The sequence below is a fragment of the Mycobacterium sp. TY815 genome (assembly GCF_030755135.1).
Taxonomy (GTDB): Bacteria; Actinomycetota; Actinomycetes; order Mycobacteriales; family Mycobacteriaceae; genus Mycobacterium.
Map to the genome: position 1 here is coordinate 1,136,771 of NZ_JAUFRX010000001.1, position 19,212 is coordinate 1,155,982.

At 66.8% G+C, this 19,212-nt stretch carries 18 protein-coding genes and 1 pseudogene; 13 read left to right on the plus strand and 6 right to left on the minus strand.

Translation table 11 applies throughout. The features are described 5' to 3' along the window. Positions 1 to 2: 2 nt before the first annotated feature. The 7 genes and pseudogenes from QXK92_RS04875 to QXK92_RS04905 all read left to right on the plus strand — a co-directional run bounded on the left by QXK92_RS04875 (position 3) and on the right by QXK92_RS04905 (position 7,693). Positions 3 to 940: pseudogene (locus QXK92_RS04875) on the plus strand (thiamine pyrophosphate-dependent dehydrogenase E1 component subunit alpha). Positions 941 to 954: 14 nt separating this feature from the next. Beyond that, positions 955 to 1,953 (plus strand): alpha-ketoacid dehydrogenase subunit beta, encoded by a 999-nt coding sequence (locus QXK92_RS04880; RefSeq protein ID WP_306240545.1) that lies wholly within the window; start codon positions 955 to 957, stop codon positions 1,951 to 1,953. After that, positions 1,946 to 2,185, plus strand: coding sequence for a lipoyl domain-containing protein (locus QXK92_RS04885; protein WP_306240546.1), 240 nt, complete (start codon positions 1,946 to 1,948; stop codon positions 2,183 to 2,185). The genes QXK92_RS04880 and QXK92_RS04885 overlap by 8 nt, the downstream gene beginning before the upstream one ends. 17 nt (positions 2,186 to 2,202) lie before the next feature. Next, a complete protein-coding gene (locus QXK92_RS04890) occupies positions 2,203 to 3,072 on the plus strand; it encodes an enoyl-CoA hydratase/isomerase family protein (protein WP_306240547.1) in 870 nt (289 codons plus the stop codon). A gap of 19 nt (positions 3,073 to 3,091) precedes the next feature. Beyond that, positions 3,092 to 4,621 (plus strand): acyl-CoA synthetase, encoded by a 1,530-nt coding sequence (locus QXK92_RS04895; protein ID WP_306240548.1) that lies wholly within the window; start codon positions 3,092 to 3,094, stop codon positions 4,619 to 4,621. Positions 4,622 to 4,634: 13 nt separating this feature from the next. Then, the gene (locus tag QXK92_RS04900; RefSeq protein WP_306240549.1) at positions 4,635 to 6,005 is read left to right on the plus strand and encodes an aromatic ring-hydroxylating dioxygenase subunit alpha; all 1,371 of its coding nucleotides are present in this window, start codon (positions 4,635 to 4,637) and stop codon (positions 6,003 to 6,005) included. Next, positions 6,002 to 7,693 (plus strand): FAD-binding protein, encoded by a 1,692-nt coding sequence (locus QXK92_RS04905; RefSeq protein ID WP_306240550.1) that lies wholly within the window; start codon positions 6,002 to 6,004, stop codon positions 7,691 to 7,693. The genes QXK92_RS04900 and QXK92_RS04905 overlap by 4 nt, the downstream gene beginning before the upstream one ends. A gap of 63 nt (positions 7,694 to 7,756) precedes the next feature. On the opposite strand, the gene QXK92_RS04910 is transcribed toward QXK92_RS04905, so the two are convergent. Both QXK92_RS04910 and QXK92_RS04915 read right to left on the minus strand, forming a co-directional pair. Further along, the gene (locus tag QXK92_RS04910; protein ID WP_306240551.1) at positions 7,757 to 8,590 is read right to left on the minus strand and encodes an enoyl-CoA hydratase-related protein; all 834 of its coding nucleotides are present in this window, start codon (positions 8,588 to 8,590) and stop codon (positions 7,757 to 7,759) included. A gap of 110 nt (positions 8,591 to 8,700) precedes the next feature. Further along, entirely contained in the window at positions 8,701 to 9,246 is a 546-nt protein-coding gene (locus tag QXK92_RS04915) for a bifunctional 2-polyprenyl-6-hydroxyphenol methylase/3-demethylubiquinol 3-O-methyltransferase UbiG (protein WP_306240553.1), read from the minus strand. 96 nt (positions 9,247 to 9,342) lie between these two features. Between QXK92_RS04915 and QXK92_RS04920 the strand changes: the two genes are divergently transcribed. Continuing rightward, positions 9,343 to 9,933, plus strand: a complete 591-nt coding sequence (locus QXK92_RS04920; RefSeq protein ID WP_306240554.1) for a TetR/AcrR family transcriptional regulator — start codon at positions 9,343 to 9,345, stop codon at positions 9,931 to 9,933. 21 nt (positions 9,934 to 9,954) lie between these two features. On the opposite strand, the gene QXK92_RS04925 is transcribed toward QXK92_RS04920, so the two are convergent. Continuing rightward, positions 9,955 to 11,181 (minus strand): hypothetical protein, encoded by a 1,227-nt coding sequence (locus QXK92_RS04925; protein ID WP_306240555.1) that lies wholly within the window; start codon positions 11,179 to 11,181, stop codon positions 9,955 to 9,957. Positions 11,182 to 11,712: 531 nt separating this feature from the next. Between QXK92_RS04925 and QXK92_RS04930 the strand changes: the two genes are divergently transcribed. After that, the gene (locus QXK92_RS04930; protein WP_306244200.1) at positions 11,713 to 12,126 is read left to right on the plus strand and encodes a hypothetical protein; all 414 of its coding nucleotides are present in this window, start codon (positions 11,713 to 11,715) and stop codon (positions 12,124 to 12,126) included. Here the strand turns inward: QXK92_RS04930 and QXK92_RS04935 are convergent. Next, positions 12,123 to 13,874: an amidohydrolase family protein gene (locus QXK92_RS04935; RefSeq protein WP_306240556.1), complete on the minus strand. Its 1,752-nt coding sequence runs from the start codon at positions 13,872 to 13,874 to the stop codon at positions 12,123 to 12,125. The two genes, QXK92_RS04930 and QXK92_RS04935, sit on opposite strands and share 4 nt — an antisense overlap. Before the next feature lie 108 nt (positions 13,875 to 13,982). Continuing rightward, complete coding sequence (locus QXK92_RS04940; protein WP_306240557.1) at positions 13,983 to 14,750, minus strand: LLM class flavin-dependent oxidoreductase; 768 nt, start codon at positions 14,748 to 14,750, stop codon at positions 13,983 to 13,985. 274 nt (positions 14,751 to 15,024) lie between these two features. On the opposite strand from QXK92_RS04940, the gene QXK92_RS04945 reads away from it, so the two are divergent. The 4 genes from QXK92_RS04945 to QXK92_RS04960 are packed head-to-tail and all read left to right on the plus strand — an operon-like array spanning position 15,025 to position 17,630. Then, positions 15,025 to 16,209: a cytochrome P450 gene (locus QXK92_RS04945; RefSeq protein WP_306240558.1), complete on the plus strand. Its 1,185-nt coding sequence runs from the start codon at positions 15,025 to 15,027 to the stop codon at positions 16,207 to 16,209. After that, positions 16,206 to 16,400: a ferredoxin gene (locus QXK92_RS04950; RefSeq protein ID WP_306240559.1), complete on the plus strand. Its 195-nt coding sequence runs from the start codon at positions 16,206 to 16,208 to the stop codon at positions 16,398 to 16,400. The genes QXK92_RS04945 and QXK92_RS04950 overlap by 4 nt, the downstream gene beginning before the upstream one ends. Before the next feature lie 52 nt (positions 16,401 to 16,452). Next, positions 16,453 to 17,247, plus strand: a complete 795-nt coding sequence (locus QXK92_RS04955; RefSeq protein ID WP_306240560.1) for a heavy metal-binding domain-containing protein — start codon at positions 16,453 to 16,455, stop codon at positions 17,245 to 17,247. Continuing rightward, the gene (locus QXK92_RS04960) at positions 17,247 to 17,630 is read left to right on the plus strand and encodes a DUF5073 family protein (RefSeq protein ID WP_306240561.1); all 384 of its coding nucleotides are present in this window, start codon (positions 17,247 to 17,249) and stop codon (positions 17,628 to 17,630) included. The genes QXK92_RS04955 and QXK92_RS04960 overlap by 1 nt, the downstream gene beginning before the upstream one ends. Before the next feature lie 6 nt (positions 17,631 to 17,636). On the opposite strand, the gene QXK92_RS04965 is transcribed toward QXK92_RS04960, so the two are convergent. Beyond that, complete coding sequence (locus tag QXK92_RS04965) at positions 17,637 to 19,139, minus strand: adenylate/guanylate cyclase domain-containing protein (protein ID WP_306240562.1); 1,503 nt, start codon at positions 19,137 to 19,139, stop codon at positions 17,637 to 17,639. Between the last annotated feature and the right edge of the window lie 73 nt (positions 19,140 to 19,212).

The window sequence follows — 19,212 nt, forward strand, 5'->3', positions numbered from 1 at the left end:
TGATGGTGTTGATGAAGGCGGCCGACGACCGGCTTTCCAAGGGCATCGGCACCGGCGAGTTCATGTGCGTGTACTGGCCCTCGCGCGGCCAGGAGGCCATCGCGGCGGCCATGGGTGTGGCGCTGCGGGACGACGATCAACTGGTGACCAACTACCGGGGACTGCATGACCTGATCGGCAAAGGCGTTCCGCTGGAAGAGATCTACGGCGAGATGATGGGCCGCGTCGTGGGCGCCGGGCGCGGCAAGGGCGGCACCATGCACATTGCCAACCCCGGCAGGGGTGTGATGCTCTCGACCGGCATCGTCGGAGCCGGCCCACCGGTTGCCGTCGGCCTGGCCATGGCCGGCAAACGCAAAGGACTGGACCGGGTTACGGTGGTCAGCTTCGGCGACGGCGCCACCAACACCGGCTCGTTCCACGAGGCCGCCAACATGGCCGCCCTGTGGGATCTGCCGTTGGTCTTCGTCTGCCAGAACAACCTCTACGCCGAGATGACGCCGACGTCGGACACCATGAAGATCGCGCAGGTGGCCGACCGGGCCGCCGGTTACGGGATGCCCGGCGAACGAGTGGACGGCAACGATCCGCTTGCGGTGCAGTCGGCCCTGGTGCAGGCATTGGACCGGGCGCGCAGCGGCGGGGGGCCGACCTTCATCGAATGCGTGACCTTCCGGTTTCGCGGCCACTACTTCGGCGACCGCATGCCCACATTCCCAAGGATCAGCTGGCCGAGGCGTTGGCGGCTGACCCGGTTCCGCGGTTCCGCAACCACCTGGAAGGGACGGGCATCTGCACCGCAGCCGAACTCGACGAGATCGAGGCCGACGCGCAGGCAACCATCGAGGAAGCGCTGCGCGTGGTGCTCGGCGCCGATCCGCCGTCGGCCGACGAACTGGACCGGGATGTGTACGCGACGCCGATCAAATTCCCCGGGTGAGGAACAGGCTGGCTATGGAAGAAAAAGAGATGACGATGCGCGAGGCGCTCAACCTCGCGCTGGATCAGGCGTTGCAGGCCGACGACCGGGTGTTCCTGCTGGGCGAGGACATCGCCGACCCCGGCGCGTCCGGCCCTACCGCGGGTCTGTCGACGAAATACGGGCATGACCGGGTGCTGGACACACCGATCTCGGAAGCCGCGATTCTCGGCGCGGCGATCGGCGCGGCGATCGACGGCCTGATTCCGGTGGCCGAGATCATGATCATGGACTTCATCGGTATCGCCGCCGACCAGTTGATCAACAACGCGGCGAAGTTGAGGTTCATGACCGCGGGCCGGACCACGGCGCCTATCACCGTACGGACCCAGGTCTACGCCGGTCTGGCCACCGGCGCCACGCACTCGCAGTCCCTGGAATCCTGGTTCATGCACATTCCGGGGATGAAAGTCATCGTCCCGTCCACCCCGCGGGACGGCAAGGGCCTGCTCACTTCGGCGATCTTCGACGAAGACCCCTGCCTGTTCGTCGAAACGATCCGGCTGCAGGGCCGCAAGGGCCCGGTCCCGCTCGACCCTGCGTTCGCGATTCCCTTGGGCCAGGCCGATATCAAGCGGCCCGGCACCGACGTCAGCCTGATCAGCTACGGGCGCGCGGTGCACGACGCCCTGGCGGCGGCGGCCACCCTTGCCGAGCAGGGCGTCAGCGCCGAGGTGGTGGATCTGCGCACCCTGCTGCCGCTCGACGTCGACACCATCGTCGAATCCGCTCGTCGCACAAGGCGAGTCGTGATCGTGCACGACGCGGTGCAGTTCGCCGGGCCGGGGGCCGAGGTCGCCGCGATTCTGTCCTCCGAGCTGTTCGGTGAACTGGCCGCTCCGATCCAGCGCGTCGGCGCCCGGTTCGTACCGAATCCGGCGGCGGCCGCCCTCGAGGCGCAGGTCTACCCGTCACCGGCCAAGATCGTGGCCGCCGCGCAGCTCACGCTGGAGAAGGCGAAAGTTCATGGCTGATTTCGTGATACGGATTCCACGGGTCTCGGTCGCCGTCTCGGAGGCCGAGCTCACCGAGCTGCTGGTGGACGGCGGCGCCTACGTGGAGGAAGGGACCCCGATCTACGTCATCGCCACCGAGAAGGTGGAACAGGAGATCGAAGCCGGCGCCTCGGGCACCGTGCAATGGACTGCACAGACCGGAACCACCTATGACATCGGCGCCGAAATCGGCGTCATCACCTCATCCTGAAAGGTAAGCGAAACGGCATGGACCTCAACGAGACTCGCGAAAGAATCATCTATGAGAAGGAAGGCCCGATCGCGCGGGTCACACTGAACTGGCCGGAGAAGGCCAACGCCCAGGACCAGAAGCTGGCCGAAGAAGTCGACGCCGCGCTGCTCGACGCTGACCGCGACTACGACATCAAGGTGCTCGTCCTCAAGGCCAACGGGAAAGGTTTCTGCTCGGGGCACGCGATCGGCAACAACGCCGTGGACTACCCCTCGTTCGTCGAAGGCGCGAAGGTGATGGGCACGCCGTGGAAACCGCAGACGGACCTGTTCGTCAAACCGGTGATGAATCTGTGGGAGTTCTCCAAACCGACCATCGCGCAGGTACACGGCTATTGCGTCGGCGGCGGCACGCACTACGGGCTGACCACCGACATCGTCATCGCGGCCGAGGACGCGTACTTCTCCTATCCCCCGTTGCAGGGATTCGGCATGCCCTCGGGTGAATGCTCGATCGAGCCCTGGGTTTTCATGAACTGGCGACGGGCGGCGTACTACCTGTACCTCGCCGAGGTCATCGACGCCAAGAAGGCGCTGGAGGTGGGACTCGTCAACGAGGTGGTGCCACGCGAGCAACTCGACGACCGCGTCGAGGCCATCGCCCGCCACATCGCCCAGGCCCCGATGACGACGCTGCTGGCGACGAAGGCCAATCTCAAGCGGGCGTGGGAGCTGATGGGCATGCGGGTGCACTGGCAGAGCTCCAATGACCTTGTCGCCCTGGCCTCCATCAGCAAGGACGTGCAGGAGCTCATTCAGACGGTGTTCCGGGACAAGGTGCTCCCGTCCGAACAGGCACGGCGCCAGGCTGCGGCCGCCGCCTCGACCGACGGCGCCGGCACCTGAGCCCGCCCGAGCTCCGCCCGTGAACATCGCCGACCATGCGAGAACCGCCGCTGCTTCGCCGGCACTCATCACCGAGGACGGCGTGGTCTCGTTCGGGGAGTTGCACGACCGCAGCCAGCGAGTCGCCGCGGCGCTGCACGAAGCGGGCCTGCGCCGCGGCGACGGCGTGGCGCTGGTTCTGCCGAACCGGCCGGAGTTCTTCGAAATCACCTGGGGTTGCCAGCTTTCCGGCCTCTACTACACGGCCGTGAATACCCACTTCACGCCGGACGAGGTCGCGTATGTGATCGACGACTCCGAGGCGAAGGCGGTATTCGTCGACGCGTCCATGCCGGTCCTGGCCACGCACATCCGCGAAGCCAACACCTCGGTGCGCGTGCATCTGGTGGTCGGCGATGAGCTGGCGGGCTGGCGATCCTATGACGAGGCATTGGCAGCCGCCGGTGCTGCGCCACCGCCGACGGACGGCACCGAGATGCTCTACTCGTCGGGCACCACCGGCAGACCCAAGGCGGTGCGACGCCCACTGCCGGCGGACGGCAACGGGTCCTGGGCACAGTCGGTGCTGGAGATGGCGCTGATCCACAAGTACGGGATGCGGGCGTCCGACGTGTACCTGTCCCCCGCACCGCTCTACCACGCGGCCGGCGTCAACTACACGATGGCGGTCAATCGCGTTGGGGCGGCCTCGATCATCATGCCGCGCTTCGATGCGGAAAGCGTCTTGCGGTTGATCCAGACCCACCGGGTAACCCACGCCCAGTTCGTGCCGACCATGTTCGTGCGGATGCTCAAGCTGTCCGAAGCGGTGCGCAGCGAGTACGACGTGTCCAGCCTGCGCTGCGTCATTCATGCCGCGGCGCCCTGCCCGGTCGATGTCAAGCATCAGATGATGGACTGGTTCGGGCCGATCATTCACGAGTATTACGGTGGCACCGAGGGATTCGCCGGCACCACGATCGGTCCTCAGGAGTGGCTGGCGCACCCGGGCTCGGTTGGCATTCCGATGACGGCGGTGCACGTCGTCGGCGAGGACGGCGCCGAGCTGCCGCTCGGTGAAACCGGCGAACTCTACTTCGAGGGCGGTCCGGACTTCGAGTACTTCAAAGATCCGGCCAAGACCGCGTCGGTGTTCAACGAGCGGGGCTGGCGCACCCTGGGCGACATGGGTTATCTCGACGCGGAGGGATATCTCTACCTCACCGACCGCTCGACTTTCATGATCGTCTCCGGCGGGGTCAACATCTACCCGCAGGAGGTGGAGAACCTGTTGACCATGCACCCGAAACTTGTCGACGCCGCGGTCTTCGGCGTGCCCAACGCAGAATTCGGCGAAGAGGTCAAGGCGGTGGTGCAACCGGTCGCGGGAATCGACCCGGGATCCGGGCTGGAAGCCGAGCTCATCGACTACTGCCGAAAACATCTCGCCGCCTACAAGTGTCCGCGCACCATCGAATTCGACGTCCTGCCCCGCGACCCGAATGGGAAGTTGTACAAGCGGCGAATCCGCGACAAGTACTGGCAGGGACGGACGTCCCGGATTCTATAGACGAGGAAGAGCCATGGACGTCAACTGGACGCCGCTTGCGGTGCCGTGGGCGGTGCAGGATGCCGACCGAATCCCCAAGCAGCGCTACTACGATCCGGAGTTCTACGAGCTGGAGAACGAGAAGTTCTGGCCACGGGTGTGGCAGATGGCCTGCCGGCTCGAGGAGATCCCCAAGACGGGCGACTTCGTCGAATACGAAATCCTCGACCAGTCCGTCATCGTGGTCCGCCTGGATGCCGACACGGTGCGCGCCTACCACAACGCGTGCCGCCACCGCGGCGTGAAATTGGTGGAAGGCAACGGATCCCGCCGTACGTTCGTATGTCCATTCCACGGATGGTGCTGGGGCATCGACGGGCGCAACACCTTCGTGCTACGCGCCGACACTTTCGACGAGCACAGCCTGAGTGCCGACGACCTGGCGCTGGTACCGGTGCGCTGCGAGCTATGGGGCGGGTGCGCGTGGATCAATCTCGACGACGACGCGCCGCCGCTGCGTGACTGCTTCGAACCGTTCGCGACGATCTACGACGCCTGGAAGGTCGAGTCGCTGCGCACCGAGTGGTGGCAGTCGTGCCGGCTGCCGGTGAACTGGAAACTGGCGACCGCGGCCTTCATGGAGGGCTATCACGTCCCGCAGACCCACCCCCAGTTGCTGCCGACGTCGCAACCCGCGTCGGCGAAGCCGGGGCTGGTGCAAACCAGCCTGTACTTCATGCGCACCCTCGGCGAAGGTATGGCCGGCATGACGCACGAGAACGACATCCGCATCGCCGAAGGACTGCAGAACATCGAACTGCCCGGCGATCCGGCCGAGGCGATGGCGGTGTGGAAGAGCACCCTCAACGATGCCGTCGTCGCGTGGCACCGGGCCCGTGGCTGCGACATGCCCGACCTCAACGACCTGCAACGCCGCGGCATCGTCGACGCCATCGGGTTCTGTTTCCCGCACTACTTCCTGCTTCCGCAGTACAGCAGCGCATCGTCCTACCGCATCCGTCCGCTCGGACCGGAGGAGACGCTGTTCGAGATCTGGTCGCTCACCCGTATCCCGCCGGACCGGGTCACCGCGAAACCCACTCCGCCCGAGCCGATGGCGCCCGACGACCCGCGCTGGCCGCCCATCCCCGCGCAGGACTTCTCCAATTTGCCCAAACAGCAAAAGGGTTTGCATTCAAGAGGTTTCGAGTACATGCGGCTGTCCAGCCGGATCGAAGGACTGATCTCGAACTTCGAGCGCGTCATCGACGGGTTTCTGGCAGGCCTGCCGTATGAGGCGCTGGTGCCCGCGATCCAGAAGACCAACACCACCATCGACGTGCCGATCGCCGATCTCGGCTTCACCGCGGGTGTCGGCACGCCGGCAGGAGGGACCGGACAATGAGCACCCAGTGGGACCGCAGCGTCGACCTGGTGATCGCCGGCAGCGGCGGCGGCGGCATGGTCGCGGGGCTGGCCGCCCTGGACGCCGGCCTGCAGCCGCTGATCATCGAAAAGCAGCCCCTGGTCGGCGGTTCGACGGGGTTGTCCGGCGGCATCGTCTGGCTGCCCAACAATCCGTTGATGCGGGCGGACGGCATCGCGGACTCGCACCAGGACGGTCTGGCCTACCTGGCCGACGTCGTCGGTGACATCGGTGCGGCCTCCTCCCCCGCGCGCCGGGAGATGTTCCTGACCGCCGGTTACGAGATGCTCAATTTCCTGCTCCGCAAGGGAGTTCGGATGATCCGCTGCGCCGGCTGGAGCGATTACTACCCGAACCACAAAGGCGGCAACGAGTCGGGCCGCGCCGTCGAGGGAATCCCGTTCGACGCCGCCGAACTGGGAGCCTGGCACGACAAGGTGCAGCCGTCGCTGGCCAAGAACTACGGGTACGTTGTGCTGACCAACGAATTGCGCTCGGTTCAGTACTTCAACCGCTCGCCTCGCGCACTCGCCGTGGCCACCAAGGTCTTCGCGCGCACCCGGGCGGCCCGGCTCGCCCGGCGGCAGCTCCTGACCAACGGTGCGTCCCTGATCGGCCAGATGCTGAAGGTGCTCATCGACCTCAGCGACGGTCAGCCGCCGCTGTGGATCAACGCCGCGATGCAGGACCTGATCGTCGAAGACGGCCGGGTGACCGGCGCCCGGATCGTCCATGACGGCGTCGCGCAGAATGTCGAGGCCCGCAAGGGAGTTCTGTTGGCTGCCGGGGGCTTTGGCCACAACCCCGACATGCGCCGCCGGTACAGCGGCGAGCAGCCCAACGAAGGTCAGTGGTCGATCGCCAACGCCGGCGACACCGGCGAGGTTTTGCAGAGCGCGATGCGCCTGGGCGCCAAAACCGATCTGCTCGACGAGGCCTGGTGGTTGCCTTCGGTTTTCATCGCCAACGGTGGCGCGGCGGCGGCCTCGCTCGGTTCGGGACGGCAGCGGCCCGGGGCCATCTATGTGGACTCCGGCGGCCGGCGGTTCTGCAACGAGTCGAACTCTTACGTCGAAGTCGGCAAGGCGATGTACGCCAATAAGGCGGTGCCGTGCTGGATGATCTTCGACGAGGGTTACGTGCGCAGGTATGTCGCGGGTACCAACCCGGTGAAGCGCGAGCATCTGCCCCCGCAGCTGGTCGAGAGCGGAGCCGTCAAGCGCGCGGAGACGCTCACCGACCTCGCCCGTCAGATCGAGCTGCCCGCCGAGGAATTGGTTCGAACGGTGCAGCGATTCAACAGGTTCGCGGCCAAAGGGCTCGACCCCGATTTCGGGCGCGGGCAGTCCGCGTACAACGACTGCCTCGGCGATCCCGGGTACGGGCCCAACGCCGCGGTCGGGCCGCTGGACCGGGCGCCCTACTACGCGACCCGGGTGCTCCCGGCGGACGTGGGGACCTGCGGCGGTGTGATCACCAACGAGTACGCGCAGGTGCTCGACGAGCAGGACCGCGTGATCGAAGGACTCTACGCGACCGGTAACACCACCGCCACGGTCATGGGGCGGACGTATCCGGGCGCTGGCGCCAGCATCGCGAGCTCAATGGTGTTCGGGTACGTTGCCGCGCGGCATGCCGCCGGCCGCAAGATCGCCGGGCACCATTGATGCCGAACAGACGCAAAGTAAGCAATTTTCGGTACGACAAGGGCAACTTTGCGCCTGCTCGCGTTAGGATTCGGCGCCCTCGATGAAGTCGCGGGGCTTCATGCCGGACTGCATCAGCTCGGCGCGGCGGGCCTGCACATCGGAGGCGGCGCCCACCATGTTCGTCAGGATGTGGCTGACCTGAAGATGCACGCGCATACCCATCAATTCCCAGGCCCGTTTGACGTTGTTCTTCACCGCCATCAGCGTGGTCAGTGGGATCTGGGAGATCTTGCGCGCCATCTCCTCGACGGTCTGCTCGAGATCGTCGCGCGGTACCACCTTGTTGAGCAGACCCCACTCGAGTGCCTGCTGGGCCGAGAGCGTCGGCGCCAGCAGCAGCCAGTCCATCGTGCGATGCCAGTTCATCAGCAGCCACGGTTCGATCATGGTGTGACCGCCCGGCTCGCCGAGGCTTTCGGCCAGCGGCATCTGGAAGTACGCGTCCTCGGATGCGACGCAGAAGTCGGTCAGCAGCCCGAGGTAGATTCCGCCGCCCATGCAGTAGCCGTGGATCTGGGAGATCGTCGGCTTGGGAAACTCCCAGAGATACAGCGTCGGCCACAGGAAAAGGTCGGCCGTGCCTTTGTAGAGATCTTCGAAGGTGTTGCCGAAGTCAGGGTAAGGGTTCTCGCCCGGTCCCCACCGGGCCACATGGCCACCACAGAATCCCTTGCCGTTGGCTTTGAGGATGACGACCTTGATCTCCTTGTCCCGGTCGGCTTCTCGCAGACATGTGTCGACTTCGGTAACCAGCACTGCGTCTTTGGTGTTGGCTTTGTCGACCCGGTTGAGGATGATGCGCGCGATCGGCGGCTCGCGTTCGTAGATGACTGCTTCCAGGACGCGACGCTCCATGGTCGTGACACTACCCGACAGGGGGTGCGGGCTACAGCGACCGGCTGACCATTCTGCTCCTCATTTCGCTTGTGCCGCCGCCGATTTTGTCGATCCGCGCGGTCGCGCTGTCACGCGCGCCCCACCAACCAGGCGTATCCGGCAGCCTCCCCGGCTGCCAGCAGCGTGAGTTCGCCGAACGCCGAGGGCAGTTCCCCGCGCGTGGCGCGAAACCGCCCCGGTTCGGCGCCGACCTCACTGAGGGTGCACAGGGCCAGCAGCCCGCCCGGCGCCAGCCGGGCGATCATGGCGCGATCGAGCCGCCGATCGCGAAACTTGTTGCACAGCAGCACGTCAACCGTCGGCCCCGCCGGCAGGCCGTCGTCGAGGTCGACGACGTCGAACCGGCAGCGCTCGGCAAATCCCAGGCTTGTGGCCAGATCTCGTGCTTGCGTGATGGCCACGCCGGAGATGTCCACACCCCACACGGTCAATCCGCGGCTGGCCAGCCACACCGAGCCGAGCCCGCGGCCGCAGGCGATGTCGAGCGCGTGTCCCCGCGTCGGAATCAGATCCGCATAGGGTTCGAGGAAACTCGGCGGGCCCACTGCCGGAACCTGCACCGGCTCGAATCCTGCGTAGCGCTCGTCCCAGCGGCGGCGGTCGTGCTCGCTCACAGCCCCGAGGCTACTGATCGCGAGCCCCGGCGCCGCGCCGAGATGACTCTGGACAGTTGTCTACATTCGCGGCCGGCGTTTTCCTAGACTGGACCGGTGTCTAGAAAAGCGGCGTCGCCGGCAACCGGTGCGCCCGCCCCGCGCCGGTCGGATCGCCGCCCCGGTCAGACTATCCGGAAAGTCCTCGACGCCGGGCTGCAGGAACTGCGCGAATCGTCCTACGCCAACCTGACCATGCGGGCGGTGGCGCAACGCGCGGGGGTGTCGCCGGCCAGCGCCTACACCTACTTCTCGTCGAAAAGCGCGCTGGTGGCCGCGGTTTACCTGCGGTTTCTCCGTGAGCTGCCGCTGCACACCGACGTGAACGACACCACCAAGACCCGGGTCAGCGCCACCATGCGTGACATGGCGCTGGTTGTTGCCGACGAGCCGGAACTCACCGCCGGATGTGGCACCGCGCTGATGGCCGACGATCCCGCGGTCATCCCGTTGCGCGTCGAGATCGCGGAGGAGGTGTCGCGCCGGATCGGCGCCGCGCTGGGTCCGGGCTGGCCGCGGTCGGTCGAGTCGACACTGCAGATGACGTTCGCCGGCGCCCTGATGACCGCGCGCTTCCTCACCTACCAGGAGATCGCCGGCCAGCTGGACGAGGCGGTCAACCTCATACTGGGCGCCTCCGTCGCCTGAATCCTCCTGAGCCTCTGGCAGTTACACCGGGGTCAGGGGCAGCGACTGGCGAGGATGGAAAACGAAACTCGCGCCGCCACTGAACTTGGTTACCGCCACTTCGGAGAATTCTTTTGCGGCAGTGTCGGTTTCGGTGACCACCGCCGTCCACTCGGTGGGGCTGCCGGTCACCTCGACGTGCAGGCGCGGATCTACCGCGGACGCGATCGCCTGCAAGGGCGCCACCGCCTCCGGCGACACCAGCGCCGGCCATGCCTCGTCCTCGTGGGCCGGCGAGAGGCGCAGGCGCACTCGATCGGACTCGAAATCTGCCAGCACATAGGCGGCGGGATTGAACAGCGGATGCAACTCCATAACCCGGACGGCACCCTCCACGCCCCCGGGCAGATCGAGCGCCCGGTGAATCCGCTCGCCGGCCAGCCCGGCCAGGCCGATGAGCTGCTTGGTGGCGATCGACTGAGCCAGCGCGACGTCATTGCCGGCGCGTTTGCTCACCGCCAGGGCGAAGGACAGGTAGAGCAGATGCATCTGCAGGCACACTTCGTCGGCCAGGCGCACCAGCGCGGAGTGGGAGAATGCTCCGAAGTCGAAGTCGGAGACCAGCGGACCGGAATAGTCGGCCTGGCCCGGTTCGGTGTTGTCGATGGGGTCGAGTTCGGCGGTCGCGGCTCTGGTGCTTCCGACGATCTCCAGTTCCGGGATGAAACCGACTTCCGGGTGCGAGTCGTCGATGATCACGGTCCATGCGCAGTGCGGCTGCCGGCCGGCAGGCACGCGCGGCGGCCGGTGGATCGGACGCACCTGGGCGCGGCGATTGGTGGCCAGCGCGGTGGCGTCGAACGTCGGATCCTCGATGTCGTGGCACATTCCGCGCACATAGTCGTCGCCCATCGGCTCGACATCCAGCAGCGCACCGCAGTGGTCGAGGTGGAACTCGCCGTGCCAGCGGTCGTGCACCGTGTAGCGGAAGTCCATGAACTGCGGCGGCGCGCCGATGTCCAGTTGCAGTCCCTTGAAGATGGTGATGACGTCGTCGCCCTCGAAGCGCAGTGCGCGCTGCATCCGCTTGGTGTAGAGCGGGCTCGCCCCGGCCCACTCCTCGATCGCGATCTGCACCATCTCTTCGCGGCCGAATTGCTGGATGCACCAAGCCATTCCGGACCGGTCGATCATCTGGCCGATCAGCAGCAGCTCCGGCACCAGCGTGCTGAGCTGATCCCGGGTGAGGGCGGCGTACCTGCTCGTCAACGGCGGTCCTCCGGTCTGCTTCGCTGCCCGGCCGGCGGTGCGAGCCGGTGCCGGCCTACCGACACCACGCGGTGTCGCAGGCCCTGAATTATGGACAGGTGTCTGATATCAATTCCGACTCTAGCGGACCGCTCTCGCCTTGGGCAAGAAAGGCCGTTATCAGGCTGAAATCGCGGCAGAAGGAGAGTCCTGACGACGGCCGGACCGGCCGGGCGCGGAGCCGGGTGATCCAGCAAAAATACCATTCTTCTGGACAGGTGTCCGACAACCTGCTGTGAGACCCATGTCCCTCAGGCGTCATCCGTCGGATGAGCCATCCCCTCGCCGAGCGTGTGACCAGTGCGAAAATCAGCCCCGCGATCCTCACCACCAGTTCACGCTTGGCGGACGCGACCCGCGGACACCCGGCGGTTGATCCGCTCCCCGCTTTCGGCAATCCTCATCGGGGAATCTCGTGGACGAGCCGAAGGAGGGCCTGAGGTGGCGGGTGTGGGACAGATCGCGCTGAACAGTGCGCCCGTCCTGGGTGGCATGATGCTGGCGCTGACGGCGGGGCAGTTCCGGGGGCCGGACTACCGGTCGCTGATCAAACAGGACATGGATCTGCTCGACCGGCTCCCGCCCGAGGCCGCCGAGAGACGCGCCAACCTGCAGCGCAGCATCGACACCCGGATCGACGACCTGATCGACGCGGCCGACCGAACCAACGCGCTGCGCAAGGCCGCGACGTCGTACCGCGGCAACTGGCGCGACATCGTGTTGTTCCTGTGCGTGGTGTTGTTCGCGATCGTCTGGTGGGACGTCAACCATAGCCGGGCCAACTGGCTACCGACGTTTGTGCTTCTGATCCTGCTCTCGGTGGTCACCGCCGCGTACGCGTTGCGCGGAATGGTGCGCGCGGGTGCATCGCTGCTGCATCGGAGCGGAACCGGCGAGCGCGCCTAACCGGCCTGCGCCGGACGAGCGCCGCGAACCAGACCCCCGGGCCTGGCATCGGTCAGCTCTCCTTCGGCGACCACCGTCTGCCCGAGCACCAGCGTCTCGACATAGCCGTCCGCGCGCTGGATCAGCCGCCCTGCGCCGCCGGGCAGGTCTTCCACCCGTTCCGGGTAGTGCAGCGCGAGTCGGTCCAGATCGATCAGGTTGATGTCGGCCCGTCGGCCCGGCTGCAGCACACCCCGGTCGCCCAGCCCGTAGAACCGCGCCGGGTCGCCGGTCAGGCGGTGCACGGCGGTCGCCAGCGAGAGGCCCGGCCCCCTGCTCCGGCCCCGCACCCAGTGCGACAGCAGATAGGTGGTCATGCTGGCGTCGCAGATGATGCCGCAGTGCGCCCCGCCGTCGCCGAGGCCCTGCAGGCTCACCGGATCCGACATCATGTCGTGCAGATGGTCGTAGTTGTTGCCGGCGTAGTTCAGCAACGGCAGCAGCAGGAACTCGCGCCCGTCGGCTCCGAGTAGCACGTCATAGGTGACCTCCCAGGGGTCGCGGCCCTCCCGCTCGGCGATGGCCGCCACGCTGTCCTGCGGTGCGGGTTCGTAGTCGAGTGCGGCGCCTAGCGGATAGAGCCTTTTGAAGATGTGCCGGTTGAGCTGGTCGGCTGACGGTTCCGCCGCCGGATCGGGCGTCTCTGCCAGAATCCGGGCTCGCACCGCGGGATCCCGCAGGCGCTGCACCCGTTGTTGCAGAGGCAAATCCATCAGCGACCGGTAGCTGGGCCGATGGCGGAAGGGGTTCATCCGCGACTGGTGACCCATCAGCATGCCGAAAGCGCGGCACGCCACCTGCGGCCGAATGTCCGCCCCCTCGGCGTTGGCGCCATGCACTGCGGCGAACCAGCTGCGCCAGTCGTGTGGGTCCTGCTCGTTGACCATGGCCAGAAATGTCAGCGGTATCCGGCATTTCCGGCCGAGCCGGGTGATCCATTCGATCTCGGCGTCGATCGAGTGCCGTTGGTCGCCGCCCATCGCGCCACCGACCCCCGCCGGAACCACCTGCAGCACACCAGAACCCGCGTCGGCCATAACCCCCATCAGGGCGGCGAGCTCGGCTTCCTCCGAGTAGGTGCCGGGCACCGGCTCGCCCGACGCGCTGCGGTGGCCGGCTGTGCGGCCGAACGACATTCCCAGCGCTCCCGCGCGCAGGCCGTCGCCGACTATGCTGCCCATCGCCTCGATGTCGGCGGCAGTCGCAGATTCTTGTGCGCGGTCTCCCATCACGAAGCCCCGGACCGCGGCGTGCGGAATCTGGGCACCCACGTCGACCGCTCTGGGCATCCGCGCCAGCGCATCCAGATATTCGCCGAAGGACTCCCACTCCCAGGCGATACCTTCGGAGAGCGCCGAGCCCGGAATGTCTTCGACCCCCTCCATCAGGTCGACCAGCCACTCGTGCCGGTCGGGTCGCACCGGGGCGAAACCGATACCGCAATTGCCCATGATCGCGGTGGTGACGCCGTGCCAGCACGACGGCGTCAGGTGCGGGTCCCAGGTCGCCTGGCCGTCGAAATGAGTGTGCACATCGACGAAACCCGGTGTGACGGTGAGGCCGTCGGCATCGATGGTGCGGATGGCACCTCCGTCGACGCGCCCGACCTCGCGCACTAGACCGTCACTGACGGCGACGTCAGCGGTTCGGGGTGGCGAGCCGGTGCCGTCGACCACGGTGCCGCCCCGAATGATCAGGTCGAACGTCATGGGCCGCCTCCCGCCGCGGGCTGCTATTTCCACAATAATAGCAATGTTAAAAAGTCTCGCGGCCAAGCGCCCGGGCCCCGGCGTACGATCGCGACGTTCACCGCCGGCCTACAGCCCGTCTCGCCAAGCGATGAGTTCGCCGAGATTCGTTGAATCGAAACCGTTTTCGTGTGGAGTGACTTCCGCGGTGAACAGCGTCGCGCCTTCGTTGCGGTACCGGTCGGCCTCGCTCGGACCCCGCCACCACACCGCGCGCTCTATCGATGCGTTATCTCGTTGCGCTGCTTCGACATACGCGTGAAGCAGGCCGTTCTGGCGGCGGAACTCGTCGACGGGCCCGGCACTGTGCCAGATGTCGGCGAATCCCGCGATGAGCGGCAGCGTCTTTCTGTCGCCGGGCCCGGTGATGAGAATCGGGATGTCGCGCTGCGGTGGCGGACTGTGACGGGCCAGGGAATATTCGATGCTCGCCAACCCGTCGACCAGTGCCCGGAACCCGTCTCCGGACGAGGCGTGTCCGTCGTTTCCGTATCCGTCGTTTCCGTATCCGCCGGCGCTGAAACCCAGGATGAGCCGACCGCCGCTGGTGTGGTCCACCGTGCGCGCCCTGTCGGCCAGCAGGTCCGGGCTGCGGTATCCCATTGCGCTGATCAGCAGGCCGATTTCGGCGCGAGTGGTCAGCTCGCCCCAGGCCGCCGGCGTCGTCCCCGCATCGAAACCGGCGCAATCGGCGTATCGCGGGGGAAGGTCGTCACTGCCGAAGATCACATCGGCCCCCATCGCCTCGGCGTCCCGCACCGCTTGGCGCAAGGTGGGGTCGCTGGCGGTTCCTGCCGTCCGCAGCAGGGCCCCGACCCGGACCGGGCGCGCTGGCATCATTGAAACCTCTTGTGGTCGTGACTCATTCGGAAGGCTTGAACGCCGGCGACAGTAACGCCGGCCCCCGAAGCGATGCGTCTACAGCCCCGCTCTCAACGTAACGCGCCGCCACGGCCAGTTATTTCTACAAGCTATGCAACTTGCAGATGGCCGCCATCGGATTCCGTGATGACAGCAGCAGGCCTTCAACCCCCGCGGCCAAGTTATCTAACTTACGTATTTTTGTAAAACAAGGATTGCCCGCCGACCGGCGCGGTGTCAGGCTGACTACATGACAGAAGCGGAATCATTCGTCGACCAGGCCGTGATGGGTCTTGCCGAGCCTCAGCCGATGTACAAGGCGCTGCGCGAGTCGGCCCCGGTGTTCCGGTCGCCGCAGGCGGTGGTGCTCAGCCGGCTTTCCGACATCGAGATGGCGCTCAAGCGCACCGACCTGTTCTCGTCCAACATGGACGCGGTGGATCTGGGCAACTCGCGACCACTGATCCCGCTGCAGATCGACCCTCCCGAGCACGCGAAATACCGCCGGATCCTGGATCCACTGTTCACGCCCCGGGAGATGGCACGACGGGAGCCCCAGGTCACCGCTCTGGTCAACGAGATGATCGACCGCTTCGCGAACCGGGGTTCCTGCGACTTCCACGAAGAGTTCGCGGTGCCGCTGCCCTGCACCGTCTTCCTGCAACTGCTGGGCCTGCCGCTGGAGGATCTCGACAAATTCCTGGAGTGGAAGGACGGCGTGATCCGGCCGGAAGGGTCCACCGGCTACGACGACCGGCACGACGCCTCGGCCAAGGTCGCCGATCAGATCTACGAATACTTCAACCGCGCCATCGACGACCACATCGCGACCCCGCGCGACGACGTGCTCTCGGCGATGATCGCGACGCACTTCAAGGAGGACGGTGGAGCCGCGCTGTCGCGTGAAGAGCTGCTCGACATCTGTTTTCTGTTCCTGATCGCCGGGCTGGACACCGTGACCGACTCCCTGGACTGCTTCTTCGTGTACCTGGCCCGGCACCCGGAGCACCGCCATCAGCTGGTCGAACAGCCCGACATCCTGCCGCATGCCATCGAGGAACTGCTGCGATGGGAGACACCGGTGCCCGGCGTCGCCAGGGTCGCGATGCAGGATGTCGAGGTCGGCGGCTGCCCGATCAACAAGGGCGAGCGGGTGAGCCCCCTGCTGGGCGCGGCCAACACCGACCCCGCCGAGTTCCCCGACCCGGAGCGGGTCGATTTCAGCCGGAGCCCGAACCGGCACCGCGCTTTCGGCGGGGGCCCGCACCGTTGCCTCGGATCCCACCTGGCCCGGATGGAGCTCCGGGTGGCGTTGCGGGAGTTCCACCGGCGAATCCCCGATTACGAGATTCCGCCCGGCACCGAGCTGAAGTACACCGCTGCCCTGCGCTCGGTCGAGGCGCTGCCGCTGACATTCCCGGTACCGGGCCGATGACGCGCGTGTCGGTGGATCCGGACCGCTGCGTGGGTCACGGACGCTGCTACTCGCTGGCGCCGCGGATCTACGATTCCGACGACGCGGGCCACGCCGTCGTCCTTGTCGAGGACGTGTCCGGCGACCTCGAGCAGGAGGCGCTGCTCGGTGCGCAGAACTGCCCGGAAGAGGCGATCACGCTTACTCCATGAGCGGGCCGCCGGTAGGTACGCTGTCGCAAACGACAGAAGGGACGCCCCGCGCATGGAACCAGGCTCGCTCGACCCGGTAGCAAACGAACGGTTGTCGCACGCCGCCAAGTCGTGGACGTCGGACTTGTCGATCAACGAGTTCGCACTGCTGCACGGGGCCGGGTTCGAACCGATCGAGCTGGTCATGGGTGTCTCGGTGTATCACGTGGGATTTCAGTTCTCCGGCACCGGTCTGCGGCAGCAGCAGGAACTCGGTGTCCTGACCGAAGCGACCTATCGGGCGCGGTGGAATGCCATGGCGCGCATGCAGGCCGAAGCAGACGCGCTGCACGCGGACGGCATCGTCGGAGTCCGCCTCACCTGGCGGCACCACGGCGAGGGTGGCGAACACCTGGAGTTCATGGCGGTGGGCACCGCGGTCCGCTACACCGAGAAGCCGGGCGCATTCCGCCGCCCCAACGGACAGGCCTTCTCCAGCCATCTGTCCGGGCAGGACATGGTGACGCTGCTGCGGTCCGGCTACAGCCCGGTCGCCTTCGTGATGGGCAACTGCGTGTTCCACATCGCCGTGCAGGGATTCATGCAGACCCTCAAGCAGATCGGCCGCAACATGGAGATGCCGCAATGGACCCAGGGCAACTACCAGGCCCGGGAGTTGGCGATGTCGCGCATGCAGACCGAGGCCGAGCGCGACGGGGCCAACGGGGTGGTCGGCGTGCATTTCGCGATCTCCAACTACGCGTGGGGACACCACACGGTGGAGTTCTACACCGCGGGAACCGCGGTGCGGCGCACCGGCAGCGGAGAAACCATCAAACCGACGTTCGTCCTGCCCATGGACAGCTGATGTACGAGTTCGATGCCCAGCGGGTGAGCCGCACCATCGGGGGCGCGCTGGGCGGCCCCGGTGGTGTGGCCATGGTGGTCAAGGTGTTCGCCGGGCTGCCGGGCGTGATTCACACCCCGGCCAAGCGCGGGTTCTTCTCCTCCAGCCCCGAGCGCGTGCAGATCGGCGACTGGCGTTACGAGATCGCCCGCGACGGACGGCTGCTCGCCGGGCATGTGGTGAACGGCATCGTGATCGCCGAAGACATCCTGGCGGCGGACGCTGTCGGGCCCCACATCACCCGCTCGCTGCACCAGATCGTGGCCCGGTACGGCGCTTCGGTGATCCCGACCATCAACGCCGCGGTCGACGCGCTGGGCACCAGCACCGGTTATCCGTTCTGAAATAGGTTATCCCACAACGCTATTCGCCGCAGGTACGACGATCTCGGTGGAACTGTCCCGGCCGCGCAGCACGGTGGTGGTGAACACCCGCCAATGCTGCGCTTCGTCCTGAGATGCGCGGGCCAGTGCGGCGCCGGATGCGGCCACGCCCCCCTGTTGCTTGGCCACCTCGGTGAGTCGTGCCGCCTCGTTCACCGGGTCGCCGATGACCGTGTACTCGTAACGTCGCGACTCGCCGATGTTCCCCGCGACCACGGTTCCCGCGGACACGCCGATGCCGGCCCTGATCTCGGAGCGGTTGAGTTGCCGGCCCAGCTCGCGTGCCGCGGCCAGCGCTGCGCCCGCGCAGTCATTCAACTCGACCGGGGCACCGAATATCGCCAGCGCGGCGTCGCCTTCGAATTTGTTGACCAACCCTCGGTGGCGCTCGACAATTTCGACCACCACCGCGAAGAACTCGTTGAGCATGGCGACGAGATCCTCCGGAGCCATCCGCTCGGCGAGCCGCGACGAGCCGACCAGATCGACGAACAACGCTGCCGCTTCACAGTTGACCCCGCCCAGGGCACCGTTGTCGGACGCGCCCTGTTCGGCGAGGCGCGCGACGTCGCGACCGACGTGGCGGCCGAACAGGTCCCGCAACCGTTCGCGGTCGCGCAGCCCCGCGGCCATGGTGTTGAACCCTGCCTGTAACAGGCCGAGTTCGGAGGCCTCGAAGACCGGGACGGTTGCGTCCAAGTCGCCGCGTTCGACGCGCTGCATGCCGCGCCGCACCTCGTCGATGGGGTCGGCGCTGACCGCCCCGGTGAACGCGGTGATGGCCAACCCACTGACGGCCGCGCACCCGCCGAGGACCAGCACGACGATCGCCAGCCTGCGCCCGGAATAGTCGATGACCAGTGCGCTGGCTCCGACCAGAAGCAGTTGCAGCAACGGCACACCGGTGCCCAGCGTCCATGCGGACACCGCCCGCAGCCGCAGTCCGGGTCCGCGCGCGGAGGTCGGCGGGCTGTCGGTGAGCACCTCGGCGACGAACGGCCGCAGGATTCGCGTGCACAGCCAGTACGCGACGGCGGTGGTCACAAAGCTACCGAGCAGCACCGAGACGCCCAGCGTCGTCGCCAACCAGGGTGCCCGGAGATTGATGACCACCAGGATGACGCCGGCGGTCACCCAGACCGCCCCGTGAATGGTGGCGGTACGCAACGGGATTGCCATCAGTACCCGTTTTCGGGCCTCGGATGCCGAGGGGGCTTCGTCACCGCCGCTGCGGTAGGTGGTCGCCAGGAGTCCGCAGACGATGGCGATCGCCGCCGCGACTGCGACGTAGACCGCCATCACCACCACGTTGAAGTGCAGGATCCGGCGCTCGCTCAACGCCTGGCCGGTAGGCAGGGCCCAGAACGTCGTCACCCCGATCACCGCGGCGCCCAGCACATTCGGGAACAGCGCCGCCAGCACCAGCAGAGCCCGGGTCGTCCACGGCACCGGAAACTTCCGGCGACCCACCAATTTCACGTCCGCGGGCCGTCATTCGTGCGTGTCACGGCTATAACGTGCCACAAAGCCACGCCCTGGCCGC